This window comes from Agromyces archimandritae, assembly GCF_018024495.1.
GTDB classification, from domain to species: domain Bacteria; phylum Actinomycetota; class Actinomycetes; order Actinomycetales; family Microbacteriaceae; genus Agromyces; species Agromyces archimandritae.
On the sequence record NZ_CP071696.1, the window covers coordinates 614,904 to 641,228 of the forward strand.

The following is a 26,325-nucleotide window of genomic DNA, read 5'->3' on the forward strand; positions in this document are numbered from 1 at the left end:
GGCGCGCTACATCGCCGCGAGTTCGCCGATCACCGGCGGCACGGCGTCGGCGACGTCGAGTGCGGTGACGGGCCCGCCGCCGCGCGCCAGGCTCGCGACCGCCGCGGCCTGGCCGTGCACGAAGGCGGCGGATGCCGCGAGCGCCGTGATGGCGCCCGCCTCGAGCGCGAGGGCGTCGGCATGGCCGGCGGCGAAGGCGCCGAGGATGCCGCCGAGCACGTCGCCGGTGCCGGCGGTGGCGAGCCAGTGGCCGGGCGCGGTGACCGTGTACCGGGCACCGGTCGGGTCGGCGATATGGGTGACTGCGCCCTTCAGCAGCACGGCGGTGCCGAGCTCGTTCGCGGCGCGCACGGCCCACTCCCCCGGCGCCTCGCGGATCTCCTCGAGGCTCGCGGGGATCTCGCGTGCGTCGAGCAGCCGCTGCAGTTCGCGGGCGTGCGGGGTGATGACGGTGGGGCCCGTGTGCACACCGACGAGGTCGAGGGCGCCGGCGTCGAGCACGACGGGCTGGCCGGAGGCCAGGGCGTGGCTGAGTTCGCCCTGCAGCAGGAAGTTGCGTTTGCCGGCATCCATCCCCGAACCGAGCAGCCAGGCCTGCACGCGGCCGGTCACGAGCACGGTCTCGGGGCGGCGGGCGAGCACGAGGGCGCCGAGCGCGCGCGGCCCCGTATAGCGCACCATGCCGATGCCGGCGCGGTTGGCCGCCTCGACCCCGAGCACCGCGGCACCGGGGTAGTCGTGCGAGCCGGTGATGACGCCGAGCACGCCCCTGGCGTACTTGTCGTCGCCGGCGCCCGGCACCCGGATCCATGCGGCCGTGTCCTCGGCCGCCCATTCCCGCCAGGTCTCCGTCATGGCTCAACGATATGTTGGAGCGGATGCCGAATACAGCCCCCGCACCGATCACGCTTCGCGACGCCGTCGTCGTCTTCGACTACGGCGAGGTCGTCTCGCTGGCGCCCTCCGTCGCCGACCAGGCCGCGCTCATAGCCCGTTCGGGGGTGGATCCCGCCGCCTTCCAAGCCGCGTACTGGTCGCACCGGCGCGGCCTCGACGAGGGCACGACGTCCATCCAGGAGTACTGGCGGCTGGTCGCCGCCGACACCGGCGCCGACTGGGACGAGGTCGACGCCGCCGAGCTGTGGGCCCTGGACCACCGCAGTTGGCTGAGCGTGAACCCCGAGGTGCTCCGCGTCGTCCGCGCCCTCCACGACGGCGGCACACGCCTGGCCGTGTGCTCGAACGCCGCAGCCGACTACGGCGGCTGGCTCGCCCACGGCGGCTTCGCGCACTGGTTCGAGCGCGTCTTCGTCAGCGGCGAGCTGCGGCTCGTGAAGCCCGATGCCGCGATCTACGAGCACGTCATGCAGGAGCTCGGCATCGCGCCGTCGCAGTTCGTGTTCATCGACAACAAGGTCGAGAACGTCGAGGCCGCCCGCGCCCTCGGCGGCCGCGGCCACGTCTTCACCGACGCCGGCGCCCTCGAGGCCTGGCTGCGCGCCGAAGCGCGCTGAGCGCGCCCGGGGGCCGGGTGCGGATGCCGAGGGCGCGCCCCGGCATCCGCACCCGGCACGGCTCAGTTGCGCCTGGTCGCGTCCTGCACCTCGCCGACGAGCTCCTCGATGATGTCCTCGAGGAAGATGACGCCCGTCGTCGCGCCCTGCTCGTCGAAGGCGCGCGCGACGTGCGTGCCGAGGCGGCGCATGGTCGCCAGCGCGTCTTCGAGATCGGTGCCGTCCCAGATGGAGACGAGCTGCCGCACGCGCTTGGGCGGGATCGGCAGGTCGAACTCGTCGTCGTCGAGATCGATGACGTCCTTCAGGTGCACGTATCCGTCGGGTTCGCCGTCGGCGCCGCGCAGCACGTACCGCGAGAAGCCGTGACGGGCAACGGCCCGCTCGACGTCGCCGGGGGTGGCCTCCGGCGGCAGGCTCACGAGGTCGCGCTGGGGCACGGCGACGTCCTTGACCCGTTTGGCGGTGAATTCGAACGCGGCGGTCAGGGTGCCGCTCGCATCCTCGAGCACGCCCTCGCGACGGGATTGGTCGACGATCGTCTGCACCTCCTCGAGCGTGAAGGTGCTGGCCGCTTCGCTCTTCGGCTCGACGCGGAAGAGCCGGAGCACGCCGTTCGCGATCGCGTTCAGCGAGACGATGACGGGGCGGAAGATGCGCGCGATGAACACGAGCGGCGGCGCCAGCACGAGCACGGCCTTGTCGGGGATCGAGAAGGAGAGGTTCTTCGGCACCATCTCGCCGAAGACGACGTGCAGGTACGAGACGACGACGAGGGCGATGACGAACGCGATCCCGCCGACGACCTCCTCCGACCAGCCGGTGAGGGCCAACGGCAGCTCGAGCAGGTGGTGGATCGCCGGCTCGGAGACGTTCAGGATGAGCAGGGAGCAGATGGTGATGCCGAGCTGGCTCATCGCGAGCATGAGGGTCGCGTGCTCCATGGCCCACAGAGCGGTCTTGGCGCTGCGACGGCCCTGCTCGGCGAGGGGCTCGATCTGCGAGCGGCGCGCCGAGATGACGGCGAACTCGGCGCCGACGAAGAAGGCGTTCGCCACGAGCAGCACGAACAGCCAGGCGATTCCGGCCCAGTCGCTCATCGTCCGGCCTCCTCGGCGACGGCCGGCACGGGGGCCGGCGTGAAGCGGATGCGGTCGATGCGACGACCGTCGAGGCGGTGCACGGTCAGGGTGCCGGAGTCGATCGCGATGTGGTCGCCGACCTCGGGCAGGCGGCCGAGGCGGGCCATCACGAAGCCGGCGACGGTTTCGTAGTCGCCGTCCTCGGGCACGCGGATGCCGGTGCGTTCGACGAGTTCGTCGGGGCGGAGGATGCCGGGGAAGGAGATCTCCTCGTCGCGCACGACGACCCCCGCGCGGGAGCGGTCGTGCTCGTCGGAGACTTCGCCGACGAGCTCCTCGACGAGGTCCTCGAGGGTCGCCACACCGGCGGTTCCCCCGTACTCGTCGACGACGACGCCCACCTGGTAGCCGCGGCCGCGCAGCTCCTCGAGGAGCGCGTCGAGGTGCATCGTCTCGGGCACGCGGAGCGCCTCGGACTGCAGCGCCGAGGCGGGCACGGATGCGCGGCGCTCGCGCGGCACGGCGACGGCCTGCTTGACGTGGACGATGCCGACGACGTCGTCGAGGTTCTCGTCGAAGACCGGGAAGCGGGAGAACCCGGTCTGCTTGGCGAGTTCGATGACGGCCTCGGCCGTGTCCTGACGCTGGATGCTCGCGATGCGCGGGCGCGGCGTCATGACGTCGGAGGCGGTATGCCCGGAGAAGCGCAGCGTGCGCCCGAGCAGCGTCGCCGTGTCCTGCTCGAGCATGCCGGCGCTGGCCGAGCGGCGCACGAGCGAGGAGAGCTCTTCGGGGCTGCGGGCTCCGGAGAGCTCTTCCTTCGGTTCGATGCCGAAGGCGCGCAGGATGCCGTTCGCGCTGCCGTTCAGCCCGGAGATCGCGAAGCGGAACAGCCAGGTGAAGGCGACCTGGAAGGGCATGACGACCTTCGCGGTCGCCCGCGGCAATGCGAGGGCGAAGTTCTTCGGCACGAGCTCGCCGAGCACCATCGACAGCAGCGTCGCCACGACCATCGCCGTCGTCGCCCCGACGGGCGCACGGAACTCCTCGGGCACGCCGATGCCGGCCAGCGGCCCCGACAGCAGCGACGTGATCGCCGGCTCCATCGTGTACCCGGTGAGCAGGGTGGTGAGGGTGATGCCGAGCTGCGCACCGGAGAGGTGCGTCGAGGTGATCTTCAGCGCGGCGATGGTGAGGCCGAGCCTGGTCTCGCCCTTGGCGCGGCGGGATTCGAGTTCGGCGCGATCGAGATTGACCAGCGCGAACTCGCTGGCGACGAAGAAGCCCGTGCCGATCGTGAGCAGGAGTCCGATGCCGAGCAGGATCCACTCAGACATCCGCACCTCCCCGATCGATCACGGGCACGGGTCTATGACCGGGGGATTTCGCAGAGGGCGGGTCGTCCATGATCACAGCAGTATATCGGCGCGGATCTGTGGATCGGCCGGATCCGGGCGGTCTTCCGCCGCTAGGTCGTGTTGCGGAACTCCGTGCGCGGCGAGGACGTGCGATGGGCGACCGGATGCAAGGCGGAGGAGGAGAGCCTCACTGGAGGTGAGGCCGACGACGACAACGCAGCAAACGGCCGCCCGTCGTGCGCCGCAGCGCGTGCGGAGTTCCGCAACACGACCTAGCATGTCGGGGTGCCTCGCGACGATTCCCCGATGGATGCCGGTGCGCCCCCGCGCCGGCTCCGCCTCGCCGTGATCGGCGCCGCCGGCGGCCTGCTCTCGGGCATGTTCGGGGTCGGCGGCGGCATCCTCATGGTGCCGCTGCTCGTCGGCTTCGGCCGGATGGACCAGCGGCATGCGGCGGCGACCTCGCTGGCCGCGATCGTGCCGGCATCCGTCGCCGGGGCCACGAGCTACGCGCTTGCCGGGCAGGTCGACTGGCTCGCCGCCCTCTTCGTCGCCGCCGGCGGCGTGACCGGCTCCTTCCTCGGAGCCCGGCTGCTCAGGCGGCTGCCGCTCGGGGTGCTGCGCTGGGCGTTCATCGCCCTGCTCATCGTCGTGGCGGCCCGGATGGCGCTCGTCGCGCCGCCCCGCGGCGGCGACGGCATCGACTTCGCCTGGTGGACGCCGTTCGCGCTGTTCGGCATCGGCATCCTCATCGGCATCGCCTCGGGCCTGTTCGGCATCGGCGGCGGGGTCGTGGCCGTGCCGGCGCTCGTGGCCCTCTTCGGTGCGGGCGATCTCGTCGCCAAGGGCACGTCGCTGGCGATCATGCTGCCGACGGCGGCGAGCGGCACCTTCGCGAACGTTCGCGCCGGCCTCGTGGATCTGCGGGCGGGCGCCGTCGTCGGGCTCGCGGCGACGATCTGCTCGCTCGTGGGCGTCTCGTTCGCGTTCCTCGTGCCGGCGGAGGTGAGCGGCTGGCTCTTCGCCGCGCTCCTCGTGATCGCCGCGGTGCAGCTCACCGTGCGCGCGCTGCGCGGGCGGCACCGCTGAGCCGGCCGGCTACCAGCTGACCGGCAGCGCCTTGCCCTCTTCGTAGCCCGCCGCCGACTGGATGCCGACGAGCGCCCGCTCGCGGAACTCCTCGATCGAACGCGCCCCGGCGTAGGTGAGCGAACTGCGCACGCCGGAAGTGATCATGTCGAGCAGGTCCTCGAGCGAGGGGCGCAGCGGGTCGAGGTAGATCGAGCTCGAGGAGATGCCCTCGGCGAAGAGCTCCTTGCGGGCCAGTTCGTAGGCGGAGAGGCGACCGAAGCGGTCACGGACGGCCTTGGTCGAGGCCATGCCCCAGCTCTCCTTGAAGAGCCGCCCGTCGGCGTCGGCGCGGAGGCGGCCGGGCGCCTCGACGGTCCCGGCGAACCAGGAGCCGATCATCACGGAGGAGGCGCCGGCCGCGAGGGCGAGCGCGACGTCGCGCGGGTAGCGCACGCCGCCGTCGGCCCACACCTTCGCGCCGAGTTCGCGGGCCGCTTCGGCGGTCTCGAGCACGGCGGAGAACTGCGGGCGGCCCACGGCCGTCATCATGCGCGTGGTGCACATGGCGCCGGGGCCGACGCCGACCTTCAGCACGTCGGCGCCGGCATCCACGAGGTCGGCGACGGCGTCGGCCGTGACGATGTTGCCGGCCACGATCGGCACGCCGAGGCCGAGCCCGCGCACGGTGCGGACGGCCCGGATCATGCCCTCCTGATGCCCGTGGGCCGTGTCGACGACGAGCATGTCGACGCCGGCGGCGACGAGCGCCTTCGCCTTGTCGGCGACGTCGCCGTTGATGCCGACGGCGGCGGCCACCCGCAGACGCCCGTCGGCGTCGATGTTCGGCCGGTAGATCGTGCCGCGCAGCGCGCTCTTGCGGCTGACCGTGCCGACGAGCTCGCCGTGGCGGAGCACCGGCGCGAAGTCGAGATCGGCCGCGACCATGAGGTCGAAGACGGCACGCGGGCCGTCGACGTCGTCGGCATCGATCGCGGTGAGCCCCGAGTGCACGAGGTCGCCGAGGCGCGCGTCGGGCAGGGCCCGGGCGAGGCGTTCGGCGGGGATGCAGCCGGCGTATCCGCCGTCGCCGCCGAGCACGACGCCCTGGCCGGCGGCCGGCGGCACGAGCTCGAGGGCGTCGGCGACGGTCTGCTCGGGCGAGAAAGCGAACGGGGTGTCGAAGGCGGGGTGCTGGTCTTTGACCCAGCGGATGGCGGCGTCGAGCTCCTGCAGGTTCAGATCCTGCGGCAGCACGCCGATGCCTCCGCGCCGCGCGAGGGTCGCGGCGAGGCGCCCGCCGGTGACCGAGTTCATGTTCGCCGAGACGAGCGGGATGGATGCCCCGGAGCCGTCGTCGGGGGCGAGCGAGACGTCGAGACGGCTCGTCACATCGGAGCGGCTGGGAACGAGGAACACGTCCGAATACGTCAGGTCGTGACTCGGCTCCGTGCGATAGAACTGCATGCTCCAAGGGTACCGGCCGCCGGTGCCCGCCGACCGTCGACGGCGGCGCTCCCGGCCGGTCCCGCATCCGGGACGGGGTAGGCTTGACGAGGCGGTTTTCACTGCGTGCTGCCCGTGCGCACGGCCCGAAGAGGCCGGCCGCCGTCCAATCATCATGAGCTATTCCAGCACCAACGGAGAGAGTGGGCGAGAGGCTGTGTCGAGCCAGTTGACCGGGTCGGGACCCGACGAGACGACGTCCGGCGAATTCGGAGCCAATGAGTGGCTCGTCGACGAGATGTACGAGAAGTTCATCGTCGACCGCGAATCCGTCGACAAGACCTGGTGGCCGGTGCTCGAGCAGTACCAGCAGGTGAAGACGGGCGCCGCCCCCGCGCAGCCGGCCGCCCCGGCCGCCGCGGAAGGGCAGGCGTCCGCTCCCGGTCTGCCCGAACCCGAGGCATCCGCCCCGGCAGCCCCGGCGCCCGCGCCGGCGACCGCCCCGGCCCCGGTCATCGGCCAGACCCCCGCCGCGCGCACGACCTCGGTCGCCCCGCGCACCGGCGCCGTGCCGGCCGACCTGCCGATCACGAGCCCGCAGGCGGTCGCCGCCGAGGACGAACCGCAGGACGAGACGAAGCCCCTGAAGGGCATGGCCAAGAGCCTCGCGGCGAACATGGACGTGAGCCTGACCGTGCCGACCGCCACGAGCGTGCGCACGATCCCGGCCAAGCTCATGATCGACAACCGGATCGTCATCAACAACCACCTCGCGCGCTCGCGCGGCGGCAAGGTCTCCTTCACCCACCTGATCGGCTGGGCGCTCATCCAGGCGCTGAAGGAGTTCCCGAGCCAGAACGTCTTCTACGACGTCGTCGACGGCAAGCCCTCGCTCGTCAAGCCCGCCCACATCGGCCTCGGCATCGCGATCGACGTACCCAAGCCCGACGGATCGCGCGCCCTGCTCGTGCCGGCGATCAAGCGCGCCGAGACCCTGAGCTTCAACGACTACCTCGCCGCCTACGAGGACCTCGTCCAGCGTGCCCGCGCCAACAAGCTGAAGGCCGACGACTTCGCCGGCGCCACCGTGTCCCTCACCAACCCGGGCGGCATCGGCACCGTGCACTCGGTCCCGCGCCTCATGAAGGGGCAGGGCTGCATCATCGGCGCCGGCGCCCTCGAGTACCCGGCTGAGTTCCAGGGCGCGAGCGCGAAGACGCTCGCGGGCCTGGCGATCGGCAAGACGATCACCCTGACCTCGACCTACGACCACCGCGTCATCCAGGGCGCCGGCTCGGGCGAGTTCCTGAAGAAGGTGCACGAGCTGCTCATCGGCCAGCGCGGCTTCTACGAGGGCGTCTTCGCCGCCCTCCGGCTGCCCTACGCGCCGATCAAGTGGGCGCCCGACATCAACGTCGACCTCGCCAGCGCCGTCGACAAGACGGCCCGTGTGCAGGAGCTCATCAACTCCTACCGCGTGCGCGGCCACCTCATGGCCGACACCGACCCGCTGGAGTACCTGCAGCGCTCCCACCACGATCTCGAGATCGAGAGCCACGGCCTGACGTTCTGGGATCTGGACCGCGAATTCGTCACGGGCGGCTTCGGCGAGAAGCGCACCTCGACGCTCCGCGAGATCCTCGGCATCCTCCGCGATTCGTACTGCCGCACGATCGGCATCGAGTACATGCACATCCAGGACCCGGTGCAGCGCAAGTGGGTGCAGGACCAGGTCGAGCGCAAGTACGAGAAGCCCACCCACGACGAGCAGATGCGCATCCTCCGCAAGCTCAACGAGGCCGAGGCCTTCGAGACGTTCCTGCAGACCAAGTACGTCGGCCAGAAGCGCTTCAGCCTCGAGGGCGGCGAGTCCGTCATCGCCCTCCTCGACGAGGTGCTGCAGGGCGCCGCGAAGGAGGGCCTGGACGAGGTCGCGATCGGCATGGCCCACCGCGGCCGGCTGAACGTGCTGACGAATATCGCCGGCAAGACCTACGGACAGATCTTCCGCGAGTTCGAGGGCACGCAGGACCTCAGCGCATCCGGCTCCGGCGATGTGAAGTACCACCTCGGTACCGAGGGCACCTTCACCGCCGACGACGGCCGCCAGATCCCCGTCTCGCTCGCCGCGAACCCCTCGCACCTCGAGGCCGTCGACGGCGTGCTCGAGGGCATCGTGCGCGCCAAGCAGGACCGCAAGCCCATCGGCACCTTCTCGACGCTGCCGATCCTCATCCACGGCGATGCGGCCATGGCCGGCCAGGGCGTCGTCGTCGAGACGATGCAGATGTCGCAGCTGCGCGGCTACCGCACCGGCGGCACCGTCCACGTGAACATCAACAACCAGGTCGGCTTCACGACGATCCCGTCCGAGGGCCGCAGCTCGGTCTACTCGACGGATGTCGCCAAGACCATCCAGGCGCCGATCTTCCACGTGAACGGCGATGACCCCGAGGCCGTCGTCCGGGTCGCCGAGCTCGCCTACCGCTACCGGCAGGAGTTCAAGCGCGACGTCGTCATCGACCTCGTCTGCTACCGCCGCCGCGGGCACAACGAGGGCGACGACCCCTCGATGACGCAGCCGATCATGTACAACCTCATCGAGGCCAAGCGTTCGGTGCGCAAGCTCTACACCGAAGCGCTCGTCGGCCGCGGCGACATCACGCAGGAGGAGTACGAAGAGGCCCACCGCGACTTCCAGGGCCGCCTCGAGCGGGCCTTCGCCGAGACGCACGCCGCCCAGACCGGCGCGATCCCGATCGTCGGCAACCCGGGCACCGCCCCTGTGCCGGTGCCCGAGCCCGCGGCCGAACTCGACACCACCGGGATCGGCGTCGAGGTCGTCCACCACATCGGCGACGCGTTCAACAACCGTCCCGAGGGCTTCACGGTGCATCCGAAGCTCCAGCAGCTGCTGAACAAGCGTCTCGACATGAGCCGCAACGGCAAGATCGACTGGGCCTTCGGCGAGCTGCTCGCCCTCGGTTCGCTCCTCGTCGAGGGCACCCCGGTGCGCCTGGCCGGTCAGGACGCCCGCCGCGGCACCTTCGTGCAGCGCCACGCGGTGCTCCACGACCGCGCGAACGGCCAGGAGTGGCTGCCGCTGCAGAACCTCTCGGAGAACCAGGCGAAGTTCTGGATCTACGACTCGCTGCTCTCGGAGTACGCGGCGATGGGCTTCGAGTACGGCTACTCGGTCGAACGCGCCGACGCCCTCGTGCTGTGGGAGGCGCAGTTCGGCGACTTCGCCAACGGCGCCCAGACGATCATCGACGAGTTCATCTCCTCGGCCGAGCAGAAGTGGGGTCAGCGTTCCTCGGTGGTGCTGCTGCTCCCCCACGGCTACGAGGGTCAGGGCCCCGACCACTCCAGCGCCCGCATCGAGCGCTACTTGGAGCTGTGCGCCGAGAACAACATGACGGTCGCCCGGCCGTCGACTCCCGCCTCGTACTTCCACCTGCTGCGCCGCCAGGCCTACGCCCGGCCGCGCCGGCCGCTCGTGGTCTTCACGCCGAAGGCGATGCTGCGGCTCCGGGGTGCGACGAGCGAGGTCGCCGACTTCACGCAGGGCCGCTTCGAACCGGTCATCGACGATGCCCGCATCACCGACAAGGCCGCCGTCAAGCGGGTCGTGTTCGTGTCGGGCAAGATCTACTACGACCTGATCGCCGACCTCGACAAGCGGCCGAACCCCGAGGTCGCCGTCGTGCGCCTCGAGCAGTTCTACCCGCTGCCGGGTGCCGAGCTGAAGGCCGTGGTCGATTCCTACCCGAACGCCGAGCTGGTGTGGGCGCAGGACGAGCCCGAGAACCAGGGCGCCTGGCCCTATTTCTTCCTGCAGACCCGGAAGCTCGGCTCCCGCGGCGTCTCGGTCGTTTCGCGCCCGGCGTCGGCGGCCCCGGCGACGGGTTCGGCCAAGCGCCACGCGGCCGAGCAGACGGAGCTCATCCGGCGCGCGCTCGATCTCTGATCCTCTCGCGCTGACGCGAACGGGGCCGGTGGATGATCCACCGGCCCCGTTCGCGTGCGCTGCGGCTATTCTGCCCCGCGAGCAAGCTTCGACGGCCACCAGACCTTCCGGCCGATATCGGTCGCGAGCGCCGGCACCAGGAGCGTGCGGACCAGGAACGTGTCCAGCAGCACGCCGAAGGCGACGATGAACGAGATCTGCGCCAGGAAGAGGACCGGCAGCACCCCGAGGGCGGCGAAGGTCGCGGCCAGCACGAGCCCGGCCGAGGTGATGACCCCGCCGGTGAGGGTGAGGCCGCGGAGGATGCCGCGGCGGGTGCCGTGCAGCGCCGACTCCTCGCGCACCCGGGTCATGAGGAAGATGTTGTAGTCGACGCCGAGGGCGACGAGGAACACGAAGCCGAACAGCGGCACCGAGGGGTCGGCCCCCGCGAAACCGAAGACGCCGTCGAAGACGAGCGCCGAGACGCCGAGCGCTGCAGCGAAGGAGAGCACGACGCTCGCGATGAGCAGGATCGGCGCGACGATCGAGCGCAGCAGCAGCATGAGGATCACGAGGATCGCTGCGAGCACGAGCGGGATGATGAGGGTCCGGTCGGCGATCGCGGCCGCGTTCGTGTCGAGGTCGACGGCGGTCTCGCCGCCGACGAGGGCGTGGATGCCGGCATCCGCGTAGCCGGCGCGGAGGGCGCCGACGGTCTCCTCGGCCGCGAGCGAGTCGGCGGCGTCGGCGAGGGTGAGCTGCAGCAGCACCTTCCCGTCGACGACGGTGGGCTCGGGGGCGGGGGTGCCGGGCGGGCCGAAGGCCTGGATGCCGTCGGCGGTGACCTGGGCCAGGCCCGACGGCGAGTCGGCCGACTGCACGGAGACGGAGTCGACGCCGCCCTGCGCGAGCGCGGCATCGGCCATCTCCTGCAGTTCGGCCTGTTCGCCGATGACGATCGCCGGCGTGCCCGAACCGGCCGGGAAGTGCTCGCCGAGCAGGGCCTGCCCGTCGCGTGCTTCGGAGTGGCCGAGGACGAATTCGCTCGAGGCGACCCCGTCCGCCTTCAGCCCGAACAGGCCGAGGCACATCGCCGCGAGCGCGAGCGTCGCCCCGATCCAGACGGTGCGCGGGCGGCGGGCGATGAGGCGGCCGACGGAGGCCCAGAGCTTGGAGGGCCGCTCTGCGGCCGGATCGCCTGCGTGCGGCAGGCGGCGGTCCGCTTCGTGTCGGCCGTGCCCTTCGGGAGCGGATGCCGGGGCGACGGAGATCTTCCGCGGCCAGAACGCGACGCGGCCGGCCCACAGCAGGAGCGCCGGAAGGAGGGTGAGCGCGGCGGCGAGCGCCATGACGATCCCGATCGCGGCCACCGGCCCGAGGCCCTTGTTCGAGCCGAGTTGGCTGACGAGCAGGATGAGCAGGGCGACGATGACGGTGCCGCCCGAGGCGACGATCGGTTCCCAGGCGCCCTTGAGGGCCGCCCACGTCGCGTCCCATTTCCGGGCGTGGTGCTGCAGGGCTTCGCGGTATCTCGCGATGTAGAGCAGCGCGTAGTCGGTGGCCGCACCGATGACGAGGATGAAGAGGATGCCCTGGGTCTGGCCCGACAGCTGCAGGATGTCGGCCCGGGCGAGGGCGACGACGGTCGCGACCGAGGCGCAGAGGGCCGACAGGCTCGTGAAGAGCACGATGAAGGGCAGCAGGGGCGAGCGGTAGACGATGACGAGGATGACGAACACGGCGCCGAGGGCGACGGCCAGCAGCAGGCCGTCGATGCCGCTGAAGGCCTCGATGAGGTCGGCGGAGAACCCGGCCGGTCCGGTGACGGCGACCTCGACGCCGTCCGGCGTGTGCTCGCCGATGACGGTGCGGATCTCCTCGACGACGGCCGTCGCCCCGTCGGGGTCGTCGCCGGGGTCGACCGCTGCGAAGAACTGCAGGGCGCGGCCGTCTTCCGAGGCGATGGCGGGCGAGGATTCGTCGGCGATCACCCCGTCGACGTCGAGCACGGCCTCGCGGAGCGCCCCCACGGCATCCACCGCACGATCATCGAGCACCTCGTCGCCGGCGGCGACGACGATGGCCGGCACCGCGTCGGAGTCGCGGAAGCCCTCCTGCAGCCGGTTCACCTCGGTCGCTTCGGCCTCGGCCGGCAGGAACTGTGCGCGATCGTTCGTGGAGACGTCGCCGAGCTGGGCGAATCCCATACCGCCGATCGCGAAGGCGGCGAACCACGCGGCGACGAGCACGGTCGGGATGAGGGCGCGCAGCCATCGCGGCACGCGGGTGTTCGGGGCGGTGGGGGGCGCGGAGGCGGAGCGGTCGTTCATCGTGCTCGACGCTACGCCGCTGCCCCGCCTCGGCGCGTCCATCGAAAGGTTGGTCGGCGCCGGGCCGCCGCGCTCAGTCGACGACGGCGCGGGGGGCCGTGTGCACCGCCTGGATCTCGCGGATCCGGGTCAGCACGACCGAGCGCAGCTCATCGGGAGCGCTCTCGCGGCAGGCGCGCTGCACGACCTCGGTCAGCACCATGCCGACCCGGAACTCGTTGCGGCACTCCGCGCAGCCGGCCATGTGCTCGCGCACATCGGCGGCGTCTTCGCTGCAGAGCTCGTCGTGCAGAAGCTCTTCGAGCTCGGCTCTCGCCTTGTCGCATCCGCAGTCGGTCATCGTTTGCTCCTGGGGGTCGGGGCCGGCGCGTGGATGCCCTGCTCGCGCGCGTAATCGGCCAGGGACTCGCGGAGCAGACGCCGGCCACGATGCAGGCGGCTCATCACGGTCCCGATGGGGGTGTTCATCATGTCGGCGATCTCCTGATAGGAGAATCCCTCCACGTCGGCGAGGTAGACGGCCAGGCGGAAGTCCTCGGACAGGGCCTGAAGGGCGTCCTTGACCGCGCTGTCGGGCAGGTGGTCGATGGCCTCGGCCTCGGCCGAACGGCTCGAGCGGGCCGTGGTGGATTCGGCGCCGCCGAGCTGCCAGTCCTCGAGCTCGTCGATCGTGCCCTGGTAGGGCTCGCGCTGCTTCTTGCGGTACGTGTTGATGAAACTGTTCGTGAGGATGCGGTAGAGCCAGGCCTTCAGGTTCGTGCCCTGGGTGAACTGCGCGAAGGCCGCGTAGGCCTTCACGAAGGTCTCCTGCACGAGGTCCTGCGCGTCGGCGGGGTTCTTCGTCATCCGCAGCGCGGCGGCGTACAGCTGGTCGAGGTACGGAAGGGCCTGCTCTTCGAAGAGCGCACCGAGGTCCTGCGCGGTCTCGGCCTGCGCCTTCTCGGTCTGCGCGGTCTCGGTCTGCGCGGTCTCGGTCTGCGCGGTCTCGGCCGTGCTGCCGTCGTCGTCCGTCTGGGACGGCTTCGCCGCCCGGTCATCCGATGTCATCAGGGGCCATCCTATGACGTCGGCCTCAGGGGCGACCGGGCGTTCCAGTACGGCGATCGACATGGCGCTCCTCTCGTTCGCTGATGCTGCCACTACTGTGATAACCGATGCAGATTTCCAGGTATTCCGCACCCGAGTTCGATCCCTACGGCGACGACCGTCCCGAAGAGGGGGACGGGGGCTGGGCCGCGCCCGTCGCGACGGGGCCGGTGGATGCCGCCCTCGCCGTCCCCGGCTCGAAGTCGCTGACCAATCGGGAGCTCGTGCTCGCCGCTCTCGCCGACGGCCCGAGCCTGCTGCGCGCACCCCTGCACTCGCGCGACACGGCCCTCATGATCGAGGGGTTGCGGGCGCTCGGCACGGGCTTCGAGCGTGTGCCGGGTTCGGGGGGCTTCGGCGAGGATCTGCGCGTGCTGCCGGCCGAGGAGCTGACCGGGTCGACGACGGTCGACACGGGGCTCGCCGGCACGGTGATGCGCTTCCTGCCGCCCGTCGCCGCCCTCGGGCTCGGCCCGACCACCTTCGACGGCGACGAGGGGGCCCGGCGGCGCCCGATGGCGACGATGATCCGCGCGCTCCGCCAGCTCGGCGTCGACGTCGACGACGACCGCCGCGGCACGCTGCCGTTCACGGTGCACGGCACGGGCACCGTCGCCGGCGGCGAGATCGAGATCGATGCGAGCGAGTCGAGCCAGTTCGTCTCCGGGCTGCTGCTGTCGGCCCCGCGATTCGAGGCCGGCCTCACCCTCGTCCACCGGGGCGACGAGTTGCCGAGCGAACCGCATATCGAGATGACGATCGCCACGCTGCGCTCGCGCGGCGTGCACGTCGAGAGCGAGGCGCACGGGCACTGGCATGTCGCGCCCGGCCCGATCCGCGCCCTCGACGTCGACATCGAACCCGATCTTTCGAACGCGGCGCCGTTCCTCTGCGCCGCGCTCGTGACCGGCGGCGCCGTCACGATCACCGGCTGGCCGGCATCCACGACCCAGGTCGGCGATCGGCTGCTCGAACTGCTCCCGCTCTTCGGGGCCCGCATCGAACGCGACGGCGGCCGGGTGACCGTGCACGGGGCCGAACCCGACCCCTCGCGCGGAACGCCCGGCATCCGCGGAGTGGATCTCGCCCTGCCCGAGGGCGGAGAACTCGTGCCGAACCTCGTCGCGCTCGCAGCCCTCGCCGACGAGCCGAGCCGCATCACCGGCATCGGCCACATCCGCCACCACGAAACCGACCGGATCGCGGCCCTCGCCGCCGAGCTCACCGGCCTCGGCGCGCACGTCCGCGAGCTCGAAGACGGCTTGGAGATCGAACCGGCACCCCTGCACGGAGGCCCGTGGCGCGCCTATGCCGACCACCGCATGGCCACGACCGGCGCGATCGTCGGCCTGGCCGTGCCCGGCGTGGTCGTCGACGACATCGCGACGACCGCCAAGACGCTCCCGCAGTTCCCCGAGCTGTGGGAGGCCATGCTCCGATGAGCTGGTGGGACGCGGGCGACGACGAGGACGAACCGGAGTTCGACGAGTCCGACGTCCGCATCCGCCCGAACCCCAAGGCGAACCGCCCGCGCACGAAGACCCGCCCCGAGCATGCCGACGCCGTCGCCGGCCGCGTGCTCGGCGTCGACCGCGGCCGCTACACCGTGCTCGTCGACGAGGACGGCCCGGCCGAGCACGAGGCGCAGGCCGCCCGGGCCCGTGAGCTGCGCCGGCAGGCGATCGTCACCGGCGACGTCGTCGACCTCGTCGGCGACACGAGCGGCGAGGCGGGCACCCTCGCCCGCATCGTGCGGATCGGGGAACGCCGGACGCTGCTCCGCCGCAGCGCCGACGACACCGACGAGGTCGAACGCGTCATCGTCGCCAACGCCGACCAGATGCTCATCGTCGTCGCCGCCGCGAACCCCGAACCGCGCATCCGCCTCGTCGACCGATACCTCGTGGCCGCCTTCGACGCCGGCATCCGCCCGCTCATGTGCGTCACGAAGACCGATCTGGCCGATCCCGACCCGTTCCTGGCGAACTTCGCCGGGCTCGACCTGCCCGTCTTCCGCGCGGCCGCCGGCCGCATCCCGCTCGCCGAGATCACCGAAGCCCTCACCGGGCACCGCACGGTCTTCGTCGGCCACTCCGGCGTCGGCAAGTCGACCCTCGTGAATGCCCTCGTGCCCGGCGCCGGCCGCGCGACGGGGCATGTGAACGTCGTCACCGGTCGCGGGCGGCACACCTCCTCGTCGACGGTGTCGCTCCGGGTCCGCACCCCCGGCGGCAGCGGATGGGTGATCGACACCCCCGGCGTCCGCTCCTTCGGCCTCGGGCACGTCGACCCGAATCACATCCTCGGCGCGTTCACCGACCTCGCACGCGTCGCCGAGGAATGCCCGCGCGGCTGCACGCATCTGCCCGACGCCCCCGACTGCGCCATCGCCGAGGCGGTGGATGCCGGCGAGCTCGGCCCCGCCGGCCGCACCCGCCTCGACTCCCTGCAACGCCTCCTCGAGACCCTGCGATAGCCTCCCCCGCCACGTCGGAGGTCTTCGCTATGCTGGCGTCCCGACGGCCCCGCGCCCCCGACGGCGCGCGTGTGCCGCGCGCCGTCGGGCGCCCCCATCACGAAGAGGTGATTCATGTCCAAGACCGATCAGACCGAACGATCCGGCGCGCCCCTCGCGCGCATCATGAGACCCGTGAACACGGTCGTGGAGCGGTGGATCCCATCCGCGCTCGTCTTCGCGATCGTCCTCACGCTCATCATCGCGATCCTCGCCGTCGCCCTCACCGGCACCTCCCCGGTCGACGTCGTCCGCGGCTGGGGCGACGGGCTCTCGGGCCTGCTGGCGTTCATCACGCAGATGGCGCTCATCCTGCTGCTCGGGCACATGCTCGCCAACACCCGCCCGGTCAGGCGGCTGCTCACCAGGCTCGCCGACGTGCCGAACTCGCCGGCGACGGCGTACCTGTTCGTCTTCGCGGTCGCCGCGGTCGCCTCCCTCATCAACTGGGGCCTCGGCCTCGTCGTCGGCGGCATCCTCGCGAAAGAGGTCGCCGCCTCCGGCCGTCGCCGCGGCCTCAGACTGCACTTCCCGATGCTCGTCGCCTCGGGCTTCAGCGGCTTCGTCGTCTGGCACATGGGGTATTCGGGATCCGGCCCGCTCACGGCGGCCACGCCCGACTCCTTCATCGTCGTGCAGCTCGGCGAGGTGCTGCCGATCACGGAGACGATCTTCGCCCCGTGGAACATCATCGGCGCGATCGCGACGGTCGTCGTCGTCGGCTTCGCGCTCTGGCTCGTCGCCCCGCGCGGCACCGACCGCATCGTCGAGCTCACCGCGGACGCCGCCGAGGCGATCCCGGCCGACGAACCCGTCGAGACGCCCGCCGACCGTCTCGACGCGAGCCGCATCCTCACCCTCATCGTCGGGCTCATGCTCGTCGCCTACGTCGTCATCCACTTCGCCGGCGGCGGCACCGTCACGATCGACCTCGTCAACTGGATGTTCCTCGCGCTCATCATGCTGCTCGTGAAGAGCCCGACGGAGGTCATCCGGCTCACCAAGGAGGCGGCGACGAATGTCGGCGAGATCCTCCTGCAGTTCCCGCTCTACGCCGGCATCATGGGCATGATGTCCGCCTCGGGCCTCATCCAGGTCTTCTCCGACTGGTTCGTCGCCATCGCCAACCCGACGACGTTCGGCGTGCTGGCGTTCCTGTCGGCGGGCGTCGTGAACTTCTTCGTGCCCTCCGGCGGCGGGCAGTTCGCGGTGCAGGCGCCGATCCTGCTCGACGCGGCCGCGAAACTCGGCGTCGACCCGGCGATCCCGATCATGGCGACCGCCTACGGCGACCAGTGGACGAACATGGTGCAGCCGTTCTGGGCCATCCCGCTGCTGGCGATCGCCGGCCTGAAGATGCGCGACATCCTGGGCTTCACGACCGTGACGCTCATCGCCTCGGGCATCGTGTTCGCCGCGACGCTCGTGTTCGCATCCCTGTAGCGGCATCGTGTGCGGATGCCCGGGCGCGCCCTGCGCCGCTCGCGCGGCGCCCCGGCATCCGCACCCCGCCTACGCTTGAGGGATGACCGATGCACGACTCTCCCCCGGCGATGCCGCACCCGACTTCACCCTCACCGACCAGCACGGCGACGCCGTCTCGCTCGCCGACTTCCGCGGGCGGCGGGTCGTGCTGTATTTCTATCCGGCGGCGATGACGCCGGGCTGCACCACCGAGGCGTGCGACTTCCGCGACTCGCTGAACGCCTTCGCCGGCTCCGGCGTGCAGGTGCTCGGCGTCTCGAAGGACGAGGTCGGCAAGCTCGCCGCCTTCGCCGAGCGCGACGGTCTGACCTTCCCGCTGCTCTCCGACGCCGACCTCGCCGTGCAGCACGCCTACGGCGCCTGGGGCGCGAAGCAGCTCTACGGCAAAGAGGTCATCGGCTCGATCCGCTCGACCTTCGTCATCGACCCGGAAGGCCGCATCGAGCACGCGCTCTACAACGTCAAGGCCACCGGGCACGTCGCGCGCATCCGCCGACTGCTCGGCCTCGACTGAGCCTCGGGATCGTAGCCGGAGGCGGCGCCGGGCTTCAGCCCGCCCCGGTGCCGCCGGCCGGCGCGTCGCCGCCCGCGCCCGGCGCATCGCCGTTCCCGCCCGCGCCCGGCGCATCGCCGTTCCCGCCCGCGCCGGGCGCATCGCCGTTCCCGCCCGCGCCGGGCGCATCCAGGGGCCGCACGGCGACGCGGCGGATGCGCCGCCCGTCGGCGGCGACGACCTCCAGACGGCGGCCGTCGGCATCCACCCGATCACCGACCCGTGCGAGCCGGCCCAGCCGATCCACGATGAAGCCGGCCACGGTCTCATACGGCCCCTCGGGCAGCTCCTCGCCCGTCACCGCCGCGAACTCCTGCAGGATCAGGCCGCCGTCGACCTCGAAACGCCCGCCTTCGCCGCGGGTGGCGTCCTCCGGATCCTGCCCGACGTCGTATTCGTCGTAGATCTCGCCGACGAGCTCCTCGAGCAGGTCTTCGAGCGTCACGATGCCGTCGGTGCCGCCGAACTCGTCGATGACGAGGGCGATCTGCTGGCCCTCTTCGCGCATGAGCGCGAGGGTCGCGAGAACCCGGTTGGTCGCCGGCAGCATGGGAATCGGCCGCACGATCGACGCGACGCGCACATCCGGTCGCCGCCGTGCCGCGCGCATCAGATCGCGGATGTGCACGAAGCCGATGACGTCATCGACCGACTCACCCGTCACCGGAAAGCGCGAGAAATGCCGGGCGAGGCTCTCATCGAGGGCTTCGCCCACCGCCTGATCGCCGCGCACGAACTCGACGTCGGGCCGCGGCCGCATGATCTCGCCGAGGCGCCGGTCGTCGGCTTCGAGCACATCGGCGAGGATCGTGCGTTCCTCCTCGGCGATGGCGGGCGTCGTGACGATGAGGGTGCGGATCTCGTCCGCCGTGACCTGCGCGCCGGCCGGCCCCGGCTTCTGCCCGAAGAGGCGCAGCACCCCGTCCGTCGAGGCAGACAGCACGCTGATCACCGGGCGCATGACGATCGCGAACCAGCGCAGCGGCGGCGCGAGCACCCGCGTGAACGCGACCGCGTTCAGCATTGCGAGGCGCTTGGGCACGAGCTCGCCGAACACGAGCGAGAGGTAGGCGATGACGAGGGTCAGCAGCACGAGTGCGACGGCTTCGGCGGTCGCCGCCGGCCACCCCCAGCCCTCGAACAGGGGTGCCAGGCGCGGGGCGACAGTGGATGCGCCGAACGCAGACGACAGGAAGCCGGCGACGGTCACGCCCACCTGCACCGATGACAGGAACAGGTTCGGGTCGCGCACGAGCGCGCCGATGCGCTGCCCGGACGGCCCCTGGGCCTCGATCTGGCGGATCTGCGCCTCGCGCAGGCTCACGATCGCCATCTCCGTCGCCGCGAAGACGCCCCCGATGAGCACGAACAGCACGATGAGCGCGAGGTTCAGCCACAGTTCGCCGTCCATCTTCGGATGCTAGCGCCACCCGCCCCGCTCATCCGCACGCCCCTGCGGACGCCGCCCCCTCTCCCCTCCCCGCGCAGCCTCCGCCGCACTCGCACTCCTCTCCCTGCCCCTCACTCCCCCTGCGCAGCCCCCGCCGCACTCTCTCTCTCCCCTCTCTCTCCCTGCGCAATGCAGGAACGCGATCGTGTCGCGCCCCGTTCTCCCGCGCCGCCGGGCGCGACACGCCGGCGCACTCCTGCATTGCGCAGGAGAAGAGCGCCCGGGAGCGGCTGCGCGCGAGGAGGGGCGGGCGGGTGCGGATGCCGGCGGGCGGCGGGTGCGGATGCCGGCGGGCGGCGGGTGCGGATGCCGGCGGGCGGCGGGTGCGGATGCCGGCGGGCGGCGGGTGCGGCGGGCGGCGGGCGGCGGGTGCGGCGGGCGGCGGGCGGCGGGTCAGTCTTCGTGCAGTTCGGGCCGGGCGAAGAGATCCCGGACGGGGGCCCAGAGCAGCAGCAGGATCACGGCGACGGCCGGCACCAGCAGCGCCCACCCGACGGCCGGCTGCGCGAACAGTCCCTGGAACGCGCCGAACGCGACCGAGAGCTGCAGCACCTGCCAGACGATCGCCGACGCCCTCGACCAGCCCTGACGCCGCGCCGCGGCGACGGCCGTCGCCAGCATCCACGCCGCGGCGATCACCACGAGCACGAGCATCGCGACCGCCGTCGCATACGATTCCGGGCGATCGACGAGGAGCTCGACCACGAGCCACACGACGACGCCGACGAGCGCCGCCGCCTCGAGGAACAGCATGGCGACGACGAGGCGGAACGCCGTCGTCGCCCCACCGGCGGGGCCCGGCGTTTCGGAGGCGGATGCCGGTTCGGCGCGGTGATTCACAGCTTCATCCCATGCACGGCTATTGATTCGTTCCCGACCCTATGCGACCATTTATGAGGCCGAGTTGATGCTCACAGGGGCGTGAGCCGATCAGTCATGATCCTACTTCCTGCGACTCGGTTCTCCCCCAACGCAGTCACCGGCGGCGGCCGGTGCGCAGTAGCGCGCACCGGACACAGCAGGTGCTTGTGAACCCGAAGTACACACAAGGAGCACCCCACATGGATTGGCGCGACAAAGCCGCCTGCCTCACGGCCGACCCGGAACTCTTCTTCCCCGTCGGCAACACTGGCCCCGCCGTGGACCAGATCGAGAAGGCGAAGGCCGTGTGCGCCCGCTGCTCCGTGACGGAGATCTGCCTGCAGTACGCCCTCGAGACCGGCCAGGACTCCGGCGTCTGGGGCGGCCTGAGCGAAGACGAGCGCCGCGCCCTCAAGCGCCGCGCCGCACGCGCCCGCCGCGCGGGCTGACGCGCCGGTCGCACGGCCGCGGCGCCGGCGACGCCTCCGGGTCGAAGCCGAGCGCCGCACCGTACGCACCCCGCATGCTCCGACTGACCGGGCGACGGCGCGGCGGCGACTGAACGCCGGCCGGCCGTCGGGCGCCTCGCCCGCTACGCCTTGATCCAGCGCAGCGGAACCTCGATCGTCACCTCGGTGCCGCGGCCCACGACGGTGTGCCAGTCGATGGTCCCGCCGAGTTCGCCCTGGATGAGCGTTCGCACGATCTGCGTGCCGAGCCCCTCGCCGACCATCCCCTCCGGCAGGCCCGAGCCGGTGTCGCGCACCTGCACGGTGAGGGTCGTGTCGCTGCGATCCGCGAAGATCTCCACCTCGCCCTCGCGGCCGGCCAGCCCGTGCTCGACGGCGTTCGTGACGAGCTCGGTGAGGGCGAGGGCGAGCGGCGTCGCATACTCGCTCGGAAGCACGCCGAAGGTGCCCGTGCGCTTCGGATGCGCGGTCGTGTTGTGCGCTGCGGCGACCTCGGCGACGAGCAGCAGCGCCCGGTCGAAGACCTCGTCGAAGTCGACGTTCTGGCTGAGCCCCTCCGAGAGGGTGTCGTGCACGACCGCGATGGCGCCGACGCGCCGCATCGCCTGGGTGAGGGCCTCGCGGGCCTCCTCCGAATGGGTGCGGCGGGCCTGGATGCGCAAGAGCGAGGCGACGGTCTGCAGGTTGTTCTTGACGCGGTGGTGGATCTCGCGGATCGTCGCGTCCTTGGTGATGAGCTCCTGCTCCTGGTGGCGGAGTTCGGTGACGTCGCGGCACAGCACGATCGCCCCGGTACGGGTGCCCCGATGCCGGAGCGGGATCGCCCGGAGCGAGACGGCGACGCCGCGCGACTCGATCTCGGTGCGCCACGGCGCCCGGCCGGTGACGACGAGCGGCAGCGATTCGTCGACGTCGGTGCGCCCCGTGAGCAGCGCGGAGGTGACATGCGCGAGGGACTCGCCCTCGAGCTCATCGTCGAAACCCATCCGGTTGAAGGCGGAGAGCGCGTTCGGGCTCGCGAAGGTCGTGACCCCGTCGGTGTCGAGGCGGATGAGACCATCGGATGCGCGAGGTGCGCCGCGACGGGGCCCGGTCGGCGCCCCGAGGTCGGGGAAGTCGCCGGAGGCGATCATCTGGAACAGCTCGGTCGCGCAGTCGTGGAACGTCAGTTCCTGCCGGCTCGAGGTGCGCGTGGAACTGAGGTTCGTGTGCCGGGTCATCACCGCGACGGGGTCGGGGGCGACCTCGGGGCTGGATGCCGACAGGCGCCGTATGACCGGGATCGCCCGCACCCTGGTGGGCATCTCCTCGTACCAGTCGGGGGCGTTCGACTCGGTGATGGCCTGCGTCTCGGCGGCCCGGGTGACGAGCTCGAGCCATTCGGGCCGGATCTCCTGCCCCACGAAGTCGCGGTAGAAGAGGGTCGCCGCGCTCGAGGGTCGCGCATGCGCGACGGCGACGTAGCCGCCGGCCGCACTCGGCACCCACAACACGATGTCGGCGAAGGCGAGGTCGGCGAGCAGTTGCAGGTCGCCGACGAGCATGTGCAGCCAGTCGGCGTCGGCCTGACTGCTGCGGCCCTGTGCGAGGACGAGATCACTGAGGGTCGACACGATCCCCAGCGTATCCCGCTCAGGCCGTCCGCGCCGTCGCCCGCGATCGGCCGAAACGGCGACGGGGTTCGGGGACGGGGACGATGGCCGATTCGACGTAGGAGCGCAGTTCGGCGCGAAGCGGCGATTTCGCGGCCGCATCGCGCAGCGTGCGCGCCGCGAGGAGGGCCGCGTCGGCGGAGCGCGCGTCGTCGGGCAGCAGCGTGGCCGTCTCGATGCCGCCGAAGCGCCGCAGCGTCTGTCGCACCTGGGCGTGCGCGTCGATGCCGAGGACGCGCGTGCGCACCCGGTTCACGATGACGTCGATGCGTTCGGCGTCGACCGTCTCGACGAGTTCGGCGTGGCCTCGGAGGAAGCGCGACAGGCCGATCGGATCGGCGGCGCCGAGCGCGATGACGCGGTCGGCGGCCCGCAGGGCGGCGAGCGTCGCGGCGTTGCGGCGCGGCGCGAACTGATCGCTCGTGAGCTCTTCGTCGCGTTCGAGACTGAATCCGGTGTCGACGACGATGTACTCGGCCCACCCGCGCATCATGGTGAGGGCCGCGTCGACCCGCTCGTCACCGAGTTCGGGCCAGCGCTGCGGCCCGATGAGCCCCGTGAGCACCGCGAAGGAGCCGCGCGGCGAGGAGTAGCGCTGCGCGATGCGCTCGAGCTCGTTGCGGTCGAGGGCGTCCGAACCGGCCAGGCGGCATGCGGACGCGAAGCCGGGCGCCTCATCGAGGAGCCCGAGCGCCGGGGCGATGCTGCCGCCGTAGGGATCGGAATCGACGAGGGCGACGGTGTGCCCGAGGGCGGCGAGCTCTGCGGCGACGTTGATCGAGATCGTCGTGCGCCCCGGGGCGCCGGCCGGACCCCAGACGGCGATGATCTCGGACGTGCGCACGGGAGCGGCGGGTTCGCCGATACGTGCCGGGACGAGGACGCCGCCGCGGATGAGGGCATCGACCTCCTCGGCCGGGGCGCCGGCGTCGAGCACCTCGTGCAGGCCGATCGCGCTGGCGTTCGCCCGATCGGCGTCGCTCGGTGCGAGGGCGACGACCCGCACCCCGCGCTCGTCGCAGGCGGCCACCAGTTCGGCGGTGAGGGTGGAGCGGCCGGCGCCCACGAGCAGCACCTCGGGCCCGAGCGCGTCGAGGCGGTCGAGGAGTTCGCGCCAGCCCGTGAGCCGGCCGGCGATCTGGTGGCCGCGTTCGACGAGCGCGGGCAGCAACCGCTCCTCGGTGCGCGCATCGAGGGCGAGGACGAGCCGCGTCATCGCTGCTCCGCATCGGGACGCGCCGAGACGAGGTCGATGACGTCGCCCGCGGCAAGCGCCTCGAGTACGGCCGAGACCTTCTCGCGGGGCACGAGCAGTTCGACGCTGCTGCCGGAGGACATGCCCGACGACTCGCCGACGGCCGAGACCTCGGCCGCCTCGACGAGCACCTCGGGGGTGGCGACGGCTCCGCGTTCGCCGAGTTCGGCCGTCCAGACGTCGACGAGGGCGCCGACGACGATCTCGCTCGCGGGCGCGTCGCGGGTCGGCACGACGATGGTCGCGGTGCCGGCGCGTTCGGCGTCGTCGACGGCGGATGCCGGGACGAGTTCGCCCTCGAAGAGCGTCCGAGTGACGATGACGCCGTTCTCGGGCAGGGATTCGGGCGTCAGGTAGCGTTCCGCGTTCGCGCCGAGCCGCACCCGCTCGACGGCGAGGTCTGCGGAGTCGAGCGTCGTGCCGGCGGTCACCGTCCCGGTCGCGACGTAGACCTCGCGCGAGTCGTCGAGGCTCGCCACGAGCGCCCAGACGCCCAGCGCCGAGGCGACGACCAGGCCGACGCCGATGAGCAGGCGCGGGTCGACGCGCATTCCGGATTTGGACTCGGATCCACGTGCCATCGTTGCTCCCTTTTCGCGAGGTTCGGTAGACCATCGTGCCCGCATTCCGTGAGGACGCCCAGAAGTTATCCACACCCTCTGCGGGAGCCGCCGCAGAGGGCCATAATCGGAGACATGACCTCCACCGGTTCGGCCGACCTCGGCCGTTTCCTCAGCATTGCCGACACGGCCGAGCTCCTCGCCGTCGATGTGGCGGTCGTCGACGAGTTGATCAAATCGGGCGAGCTGCCCGCGATCCAGATCGGCTCCGCGGGCCACTGGCGCATCGAACGGGCCCACCTCGAGGCCTTCATCGAGCTGAAGTACGAGGAGAGCCAGGCCCGGGCCCTCTGGAACGAGGCGCAGTTCGCGAACGTCGTCGAGCTCTCGGGCGCGCGCGGCTTCGGCGGCCGCCGCAGCTGAGCCCCGGCGGGAACCGGCGGTTCAGTCGAGGACGACGAGGACGAGGCGCTCGATCGGCACGATCCGCAGTTGACGCACCTCGCGTTCGCGCCTCGGCGTGCCGGCCTCGTGGACCGCGAGGTCGAAGTGGTCACGCCCGACCCGGTCGATCGTGCCGTGATGCACGCCGTCGATCGTGGTCACGGTGACGGCGCGACGACGCCGGCAGAGATCGCGCAGGACGAAGGCCAGGCCGATGCGGTCGGCGAACCTCGAAGACGCCTCGGGCAGCGACGCGAGGCTCCGCGGCAGCTGCGACGGGTTCGGGACGACGGCCGCGATGCGGTCGAGCGCGACGACGCACTGCCTGACCCTGCGGCCCTCGTCGTGGAGGTCGCCGCTCAGCCAGTCGCGGCCGAAGCCGTCGGGGCGAACCGCATGCGAGGCCCCGCCGTGCAGTTCGAGGGTGATCGTGCCGGTCTCGCCGTCGGCGCGCATGAGCGCGAGGATGCGGTCGCGCAGGCTCAGGCGCCCGAGGCGGAGCCGTTCCTCCTCGACCCGGAGGGCGCGTTCCTCTTCCCGATGCTCTTCGTCGAGCTGCGACTCGAGGTCGTCGAAGAGCAGGTCCCAGCGCATGAGGCGACGTTAGCCCGGATGTCACGGTTCGGCATCGAGTTATCCACAGTTCGACACATTCTTTGCGATTCGGCGTGGGAATTGAATAGCGTTCTTACAGCGTTTCGGCCCCCGGTCGGGGGTCGCCGTTCGCAGCCCGGCGAACTCGAACCCGATGGAGCAATGATGACCGCACGGAGCACCGCAGTACGACCGGCCACCACCGGGGCGAATGCGCGTCTGCTCGACGAGGAGGCGTATTTCGCCCGGCAGCGGTCACGTCGCGAGGTGCTGCCCGACCCGGAGCCGCTCCTGTCGAACCTCACGCGGTGCGTCATCGAGGTCATCGCCGGCGCCCGCGACCTCGACCAGATCGCCCGTTGGCTCAGCGAAGACGTCTACCGGCACCTCATGAAACGCGTCGTGCTCGCCAACCGCGCCCGCCGTGTGCGGGGCGGCGCACCGCAGCGCCCGGCGCTCACGCTCGGTCGCATGGTCGTCTGCGAGCCGGCCGACGGCATCATCGAGGCGACCGTCGTCGTCCATCAGCGGGTGCGCACGCGCGCCGTCGCCATCCGCCTCGAAGGCCTCGACTCCCGCTGGCGCGCGACCTACATCGGGGTCCTCTGAGCGAAGCCGAACTCGCGCACGGTTCCTGCCGAGCGGGCGCC

The 26,325-nt window shown here is 71.6% G+C and carries 23 protein-coding genes; 10 read left to right on the forward strand and 13 right to left on the reverse strand.

What is annotated here, in order from left to right:
• Positions 1–6: 6 nt before the first annotated feature.
• On the reverse strand, positions 7–855 hold the full coding sequence (locus G127AT_RS02960; protein ID WP_210899602.1) for an ADP-dependent NAD(P)H-hydrate dehydratase: 849 nt from the start codon (positions 853–855) through the stop codon (positions 7–9).
• A 23-nt stretch (positions 856–878) separates the two neighbouring features.
• Here G127AT_RS02960 and G127AT_RS02965 point away from each other — a divergent pair, with 23 nt between their 5' ends.
• The gene (locus tag G127AT_RS02965; RefSeq protein ID WP_210899604.1) at positions 879–1,514 is read left to right on the forward strand and encodes an HAD family hydrolase; all 636 of its coding nucleotides are present in this window, start codon (positions 879–881) and stop codon (positions 1,512–1,514) included.
• Positions 1,515–1,576: 62 nt separating this feature from the next.
• Here G127AT_RS02965 and G127AT_RS02970 read toward each other — a convergent pair whose 3' ends face one another.
• Entirely contained in the window at positions 1,577–2,614 is a 1,038-nt protein-coding gene (locus tag G127AT_RS02970) for a hemolysin family protein (RefSeq protein ID WP_210899606.1), read from the reverse strand.
• Positions 2,611–3,933, reverse strand: coding sequence for a hemolysin family protein (locus G127AT_RS02975; RefSeq protein WP_210899608.1), 1,323 nt, complete (start codon positions 3,931–3,933; stop codon positions 2,611–2,613). The genes G127AT_RS02970 and G127AT_RS02975 overlap by 4 nt, the downstream gene beginning before the upstream one ends.
• Before the next feature lie 306 nt (positions 3,934–4,239).
• Here G127AT_RS02975 and G127AT_RS02980 point away from each other — a divergent pair, with 306 nt between their 5' ends.
• Positions 4,240–5,043, forward strand: coding sequence for a sulfite exporter TauE/SafE family protein (locus tag G127AT_RS02980; RefSeq protein ID WP_210899610.1), 804 nt, complete (start codon positions 4,240–4,242; stop codon positions 5,041–5,043).
• Between the two features lie 9 nt (positions 5,044–5,052).
• Here the strand turns inward: G127AT_RS02980 and guaB1 are convergent, their stop codons facing one another.
• The gene (gene guaB1 / locus G127AT_RS02985; RefSeq protein ID WP_210899612.1) at positions 5,053–6,489 is read right to left on the reverse strand and encodes a GMP reductase; all 1,437 of its coding nucleotides are present in this window, start codon (positions 6,487–6,489) and stop codon (positions 5,053–5,055) included.
• 196 nt (positions 6,490–6,685) lie between these two features.
• Here guaB1 and G127AT_RS02990 point away from each other — a divergent pair, with 196 nt between their 5' ends.
• Positions 6,686–10,438, forward strand: a complete 3,753-nt coding sequence (locus G127AT_RS02990; RefSeq protein WP_210899614.1) for a multifunctional oxoglutarate decarboxylase/oxoglutarate dehydrogenase thiamine pyrophosphate-binding subunit/dihydrolipoyllysine-residue succinyltransferase subunit — start codon at positions 6,686–6,688, stop codon at positions 10,436–10,438.
• A 65-nt stretch (positions 10,439–10,503) separates the two neighbouring features.
• Here the strand turns inward: G127AT_RS02990 and G127AT_RS02995 are convergent, their stop codons facing one another.
• The 3 genes from G127AT_RS02995 to G127AT_RS03005 all read right to left on the reverse strand — a co-directional run bounded on the left by G127AT_RS02995 (position 10,504) and on the right by G127AT_RS03005 (position 13,797).
• A complete protein-coding gene (locus G127AT_RS02995; RefSeq protein ID WP_210899616.1) occupies positions 10,504–12,750 on the reverse strand; it encodes an MMPL family transporter in 2,247 nt (748 codons plus the stop codon).
• 73 nt (positions 12,751–12,823) lie between these two features.
• Positions 12,824–13,090: a zf-HC2 domain-containing protein gene (locus G127AT_RS03000; protein WP_210899618.1), complete on the reverse strand. Its 267-nt coding sequence runs from the start codon at positions 13,088–13,090 to the stop codon at positions 12,824–12,826.
• Positions 13,087–13,797 carry a sigma-70 family RNA polymerase sigma factor gene (locus tag G127AT_RS03005; protein ID WP_210899621.1) on the reverse strand — a complete coding sequence of 237 codons (711 nt, stop codon included), beginning with the start codon at positions 13,795–13,797 and terminating at the stop codon, positions 13,087–13,089. Before G127AT_RS03005 ends, G127AT_RS03000 begins: the two co-directional genes overlap by 4 nt.
• A gap of 107 nt (positions 13,798–13,904) precedes the next feature.
• On the opposite strand from G127AT_RS03005, the gene aroA reads away from it, so the two are divergent.
• The 4 genes from aroA (at position 13,905) to bcp (ending at position 18,350) form a co-directional block, all read left to right on the forward strand.
• Positions 13,905–15,278, forward strand: a complete 1,374-nt coding sequence (gene aroA / locus G127AT_RS03010) for a 3-phosphoshikimate 1-carboxyvinyltransferase (protein ID WP_210899623.1) — start codon at positions 13,905–13,907, stop codon at positions 15,276–15,278.
• The gene (gene rsgA, locus G127AT_RS03015; RefSeq protein WP_210899624.1) at positions 15,275–16,312 is read left to right on the forward strand and encodes a ribosome small subunit-dependent GTPase A; all 1,038 of its coding nucleotides are present in this window, start codon (positions 15,275–15,277) and stop codon (positions 16,310–16,312) included. The genes aroA and rsgA overlap by 4 nt, the downstream gene beginning before the upstream one ends.
• A gap of 114 nt (positions 16,313–16,426) precedes the next feature.
• Complete coding sequence (locus tag G127AT_RS03020; protein WP_244857705.1) at positions 16,427–17,794, forward strand: short-chain fatty acid transporter; 1,368 nt, start codon at positions 16,427–16,429, stop codon at positions 17,792–17,794.
• Positions 17,795–17,876: 82 nt separating this feature from the next.
• Positions 17,877–18,350, forward strand: coding sequence for a thioredoxin-dependent thiol peroxidase (gene bcp, locus G127AT_RS03025; RefSeq protein ID WP_210899625.1), 474 nt, complete (start codon positions 17,877–17,879; stop codon positions 18,348–18,350).
• A gap of 34 nt (positions 18,351–18,384) precedes the next feature.
• Here bcp and G127AT_RS03030 read toward each other — a convergent pair whose 3' ends face one another.
• On the reverse strand, positions 18,385–19,800 hold the full coding sequence (locus G127AT_RS03030; protein WP_210899627.1) for a hemolysin family protein: 1,416 nt from the start codon (positions 19,798–19,800) through the stop codon (positions 18,385–18,387).
• 432 nt (positions 19,801–20,232) lie between these two features.
• Positions 20,233–20,679, reverse strand: a complete 447-nt coding sequence (locus G127AT_RS03035; RefSeq protein ID WP_244857706.1) for a hypothetical protein — start codon at positions 20,677–20,679, stop codon at positions 20,233–20,235.
• Positions 20,680–20,900: 221 nt separating this feature from the next.
• Here G127AT_RS03035 and G127AT_RS03040 point away from each other — a divergent pair, with 221 nt between their 5' ends.
• On the forward strand, positions 20,901–21,149 hold the full coding sequence (locus G127AT_RS03040; RefSeq protein WP_210899629.1) for a WhiB family transcriptional regulator: 249 nt from the start codon (positions 20,901–20,903) through the stop codon (positions 21,147–21,149).
• Between the two features lie 143 nt (positions 21,150–21,292).
• Here the strand turns inward: G127AT_RS03040 and G127AT_RS03045 are convergent, their stop codons facing one another.
• Genes G127AT_RS03045 through G127AT_RS03055 form a run of 3 tightly spaced genes read right to left on the reverse strand, consistent with a single transcriptional unit; the run spans position 21,293 to position 24,658 of the window.
• Positions 21,293–22,783, reverse strand: a complete 1,491-nt coding sequence (locus tag G127AT_RS03045) for a sensor histidine kinase (RefSeq protein WP_210899632.1) — start codon at positions 22,781–22,783, stop codon at positions 21,293–21,295.
• Between the two features lie 19 nt (positions 22,784–22,802).
• The gene (locus tag G127AT_RS03050; protein ID WP_210899634.1) at positions 22,803–24,038 is read right to left on the reverse strand and encodes a CpaE/TadZ family protein; all 1,236 of its coding nucleotides are present in this window, start codon (positions 24,036–24,038) and stop codon (positions 22,803–22,805) included.
• The gene (locus tag G127AT_RS03055; RefSeq protein ID WP_210899639.1) at positions 24,035–24,658 is read right to left on the reverse strand and encodes a hypothetical protein; all 624 of its coding nucleotides are present in this window, start codon (positions 24,656–24,658) and stop codon (positions 24,035–24,037) included. The genes G127AT_RS03050 and G127AT_RS03055 overlap by 4 nt, the downstream gene beginning before the upstream one ends.
• A gap of 114 nt (positions 24,659–24,772) precedes the next feature.
• On the opposite strand from G127AT_RS03055, the gene G127AT_RS03060 reads away from it, so the two are divergent.
• Positions 24,773–25,060 carry a helix-turn-helix domain-containing protein gene (locus G127AT_RS03060; RefSeq protein WP_210899642.1) on the forward strand — a complete coding sequence of 96 codons (288 nt, stop codon included), beginning with the start codon at positions 24,773–24,775 and terminating at the stop codon, positions 25,058–25,060.
• Between the two features lie 21 nt (positions 25,061–25,081).
• Here G127AT_RS03060 and G127AT_RS03065 read toward each other — a convergent pair whose 3' ends face one another.
• A complete protein-coding gene (locus G127AT_RS03065; protein ID WP_210899644.1) occupies positions 25,082–25,675 on the reverse strand; it encodes a hypothetical protein in 594 nt (197 codons plus the stop codon).
• A 165-nt stretch (positions 25,676–25,840) separates the two neighbouring features.
• Here G127AT_RS03065 and G127AT_RS03070 point away from each other — a divergent pair, with 165 nt between their 5' ends.
• Positions 25,841–26,284: an Rv3235 family protein gene (locus G127AT_RS03070; RefSeq protein WP_244857707.1), complete on the forward strand. Its 444-nt coding sequence runs from the start codon at positions 25,841–25,843 to the stop codon at positions 26,282–26,284.
• The last annotated feature ends 41 nt before the right edge of the window (positions 26,285–26,325 follow it).